4 protein-coding genes are annotated in these 3,810 nt (G+C 55.7%); 1 reads left to right on the top strand and 3 read right to left on the bottom strand.

Annotated elements, in window-relative coordinates:
• The coding region (locus tag ABYV89_RS15285; protein WP_432823796.1) for an aminotransferase class I/II-fold pyridoxal phosphate-dependent enzyme at positions 1-957 on the bottom strand (957 nt) is incomplete at its 3' end.
• A gap of 257 nt (positions 958-1,214) precedes the next feature.
• On the opposite strand from ABYV89_RS15285, the gene ABYV89_RS15280 reads away from it, so the two are divergent.
• Positions 1,215-2,111: an AEC family transporter gene (locus ABYV89_RS15280; protein WP_432823795.1), complete on the top strand. Its 897-nt coding sequence runs from the start codon at positions 1,215-1,217 to the stop codon at positions 2,109-2,111.
• 6 nt (positions 2,112-2,117) lie between these two features.
• Here ABYV89_RS15280 and ABYV89_RS15275 read toward each other — a convergent pair whose 3' ends face one another.
• On the bottom strand, positions 2,118-3,077 hold the full coding sequence (locus ABYV89_RS15275; RefSeq protein WP_432823794.1) for an ABC transporter substrate-binding protein: 960 nt from the start codon (positions 3,075-3,077) through the stop codon (positions 2,118-2,120).
• 41 nt (positions 3,078-3,118) lie between these two features.
• The coding region (locus tag ABYV89_RS15270; protein ID WP_432823793.1) for a hypothetical protein at positions 3,119-3,810 on the bottom strand (692 nt) is incomplete at its 5' end.

Here is a 3,810-nt window from a genome sequence, read left to right as displayed (position 1 = left end):
CGGATGGGGGCAATTGGAGATCTTGGCCCGGATGATGCCCATGGTCTTCTTTTCGAGCGCGGTCATCACCGGTGCGTTTTCGTAGCTGTGGCCATCGGCAAAAGTGATGAAGCCGGTGCGGAAGCCCCAGACGAATTCTTCCTTGGTGGCGCCGTCCAGCTTGACCGCCAGAATGCGCGGATGCAGATTGGAAAGTTTTCCGAACAGCGACTCTTTCATGGAATCTTCGTAGAACAGGCCGAAATAGGCATCGTCAGTGACGGCGACAATGTTGCAGCCCCCCTCGGCGACTTCCTTGATGGCGGCGACGATAGCGTCCCCTTCGGCAACGGTGGGAGTGTAACCGCTCGGGTTGTTGGGGAAGTTGAGCAGAACGATCGCCTTGCCCTTCTCTTCAGCGGTGTTTTTCAATACCGCCTTGAAGGCATCGACATCGTAACCGCCGGCCACGGTAAAGGTCGGGAACTTCTTGATGATGCCGCCGTTGCAGGTGCCGAAGGTGAGATTGTAGTTGCCCCAGAGCATGTCCGGAAGCACCACGTGATCACCGACGCCGACAAACATATCGCCAAGGATGGAAAGACCGTGGGTCAGGGCATTGGTCACGATCGGGTTGCTGAAATGGGTTCCCTTCATGCTGGGATTTTCGCGGAGCATTTTTTCGCGCCAGAGGGCGCGGAGTTCCGGCTTGCCGGCCGGCGGCGCATAGGGATAGATGTCTTTCGGGTCGAAGGCCGAAAGTTTATCCTGGATGCACTGGAGAAACATCGGGCCGCCCTTTTCAGTGGCGATACCAATGGTGGCGTTGTATTTATGGGCTTTATCCTTGGCTTCGGCTGACTGGGTCAGGATGCCCTTGGGAAAGAACAGGTTTTTTCCGAGATCGGAAAGCATCTCGAGAACATGCGGATTGTGTTGGGACAGTTGTTCGTTGAGCTCTGAGGCTAATGGATTCATCATGTCCTCCTGGGGGGTTTATTTCCCGACCTTTCCGGATGGAACGCGGCCGGGGTGGATGCGCCGAAGAGGCATTAAATCAGGATTGAGAACAGCTTGTCAACGGGAATATTGGTGCTTATTTAGGTATACGGCTTTTTTATGCCCGCCATAAAGGCACCAATAGCAAAAAGAAAACCGACAGCAGAGATGTTGCCTTGCGTCTGGAAAAAGGCCATGGTAGCGTCAGCACCTGAATGCCTTCCCCGGGAGTCTCCATGCTCTTCATAAACATCATACTGCCCGTATTCCTGATGGTATTCTCCGGCTTCGTCCTGGAAAAAACAGGGCGCCTTGATTTTCGGACCCTCACCTTCAGTTCACTCTACCTGTTCACCCCGGCGCTGGTCTTTTCGGCCCTGATGAAAAACGAGCTGCAGCTTGAGTTGGCCAGGGATATCACCCAGTTCATGGTGATCTACACCCTGGTCCTGCTGGCCGTTTCAGTCGTTTGCGGGAGACTTTTCCGGATGGACAGGGAAACCCGAGGCGCTCTTTCTCTGACGACAGTGATGATGAACGTCGGCAACTTCGGCCTCCCCCTCGCCTATTTCGCGTTTGGCGAAGCCGGGCTCAACGCCTCGATCATGACCTTCGTCCTCTTCAACATTCCGCTGGGCACCCTGGCCATTGTCATTGCCCAGGGGACGGGTGTTTCGCTGCGCGCCGCCATCGTGAACACGCTGAAAATACCGATTTTTCATGCTGTCGTGCTGGCCTTTATCTGCCAGTTTCTGCACCTGTCGATCCCGGTTTTTTTGTTGCGCCCCACAGAAATCCTCGGCCAGGCCGCCATCCCGGTCATGCTGGTCCTGCTCGGCATGCAGCTTGCCAATACCCGACTGGGAGTCTGGCCAGGGTTCCTGGCCCTTTCTGCGACCATCCGTCTGGGCATCGCCCCGCTGGTCGCCTTCGCGATCACCCTGCTGCTCGGCATTGACGATCTGACCCGAAAAGTCGTCATTTTGCAGACCAGCACCCCTTCTGCGGTCCTGCCCCTGCTCTACTCACTACGCTTCGGCACCCGCCCGGACCTGGTCGCCGGGGCGATCATGGTATCGACGCTGCTGAGCGCGCTGTCTTTAACGCTGATTCTGTACCTACAGGGAGGATGAGGAACGCTAGCGGACGACCCGGGTGGCGGCACTGAGCGTCTGGAAGGAGACCTTGTAATTGAGCTCACGGGACACCTGAAGGTTGATGACCAGCGATACTTTCCTCGGGGTGTGTAGTTCCATCGCCGAAGCCGGTGTGCCGCCCAGCAGCGAAATCAGCAGGCTGGCAACCACCTCCCCCTGCTCGGCGGGATCGGCTTCGAGGGTGACCAGGGCCCCCTGGTCACACAAGGTGGGAATCTGTGAAACGACCGGCAGGTTCTGCTCAGCGGAAAAGTCCATGATGTCTTTAATTTTCAGATTCAGAACCGCGCTGTCTGACACAAAGATACTGTCGATGGATCCAGCCATCGATCTTAGCACCTCACCCATTTCTTTCGGGCTGGGAACGTCCTTCGGGACAATCACGAGCCCGACCTTCTGTGCCAGGTCCGCCAGTTTACGCAACTGCAAAACCGAGCCTTCGTCATTTGAGGAAAAAAGCACCCCCATGGTCTGTGCCGGACAGATTTCGCGGAAGGTTTTCAGCAAGGTTTCAAGGGGAGTTTTATTGCTGACTCCGGCTATGTTTTTTACCGGCACGCCGATGTCCCGCACGATGTCCAAGCCGACCGGATCGTAAACATCGGCAAAAAGAACCGGGACTCCGCGCGCTTCTTTCTTGGCGCTGAGAGTCGCCGGTGCCCCGTAGGTGACAATGGCATCGGCCCCGATGCCAACGGCCTTGCGGATGCTGTTGTTCCACGACATGGCATCAGGGTTGGGGGTCTGCACGTAAATCTGCAAACGATCTTCCGTCAACCCCGAAGCTTTCAGTTTCTGCACGAACGCTTCGTGGGCCAGGCGGTAACGATCAAGGTCGCCGGTGATAATCACCGCGACAAAGTTTTTTTGTTCGGCCAGCACCTCCGTCGCATGCCCCCCCCAAAGGACAGCGAACACCAGCAGAATAAGTGTTTGTTTCAATAAGAAATTCAACACAAATAAGCTCTCTGTTATTTCATCATTTACCAGCTTCGGGCGACATTGAACATGTATAGCTGGGCTGTACCATCAAAATCGCTGCTGTTGCGATCTTCGTAATCATCATGAGAAAAGCGAGTAGCGCAGCTCCAGCCATCGGCCAAGGTCCATTCCAGGCCGAGGGCAATCCCGGTCTGGACGATGTCCAGCTCGCTCAGCTTACGGATGTCTGTTGAATCGACCAGTCCAAAAACAGGCAGGTTTTGCTGAATGAAATCCGGGTCAAACAGGGCATGCGAGCGGATATAACGTGTTTCCATCATGGCCGCCAGATTTTTCAACACCTGCAGCGAAGCCGACAGGGTTGCGGTATGAACCCGTTGTTGATATTCAACATTTTCGTTGATCAGTGGATCAGGGGCGGCGCCGAACATCACGTCCTGCGAGGTGTCGGAGCGCAGGAAACCGTAATGGAGATTGATGTTCAGGGCATCGGTAAGCTGTGACCAGAGGCCAAGGGTGAAATCCTCCTGCCGTTGATTCCGGTCGATGTCGTACCGATACAGGGTTCCGCCGCTGTATTCGGACCGTTCGAAGTTACTGTTGATGCCGCGACTCAGGCGGAGGTTGGCGGTGGCGCCGAACCGCGCAGACGGAGTCCAGTTGACGCCGGCAAAAACCTGCTGCTGTTCTTCAACGGACGCACCGTAAGCCGGATCATCCGAGGTCAGATATT

The organism is Trichloromonas sp., from assembly GCF_041583255.1.
Lineage (GTDB): Bacteria > Desulfobacterota > Desulfuromonadia > Desulfuromonadales > Trichloromonadaceae > Trichloromonas.
The sequence above is the reverse complement of the archived record's forward strand: the minus strand, read 5'-3'. Positions and strand labels throughout refer to the sequence as shown.

Coding starts and splice junctions, on each gene's coding strand:
- ABYV89_RS15280 (WP_432823795.1), top strand. CDS start 1,215: ATGCTCTTCATAAACATCATACTGCCCGTATTCCTGATGGTATTCTCC.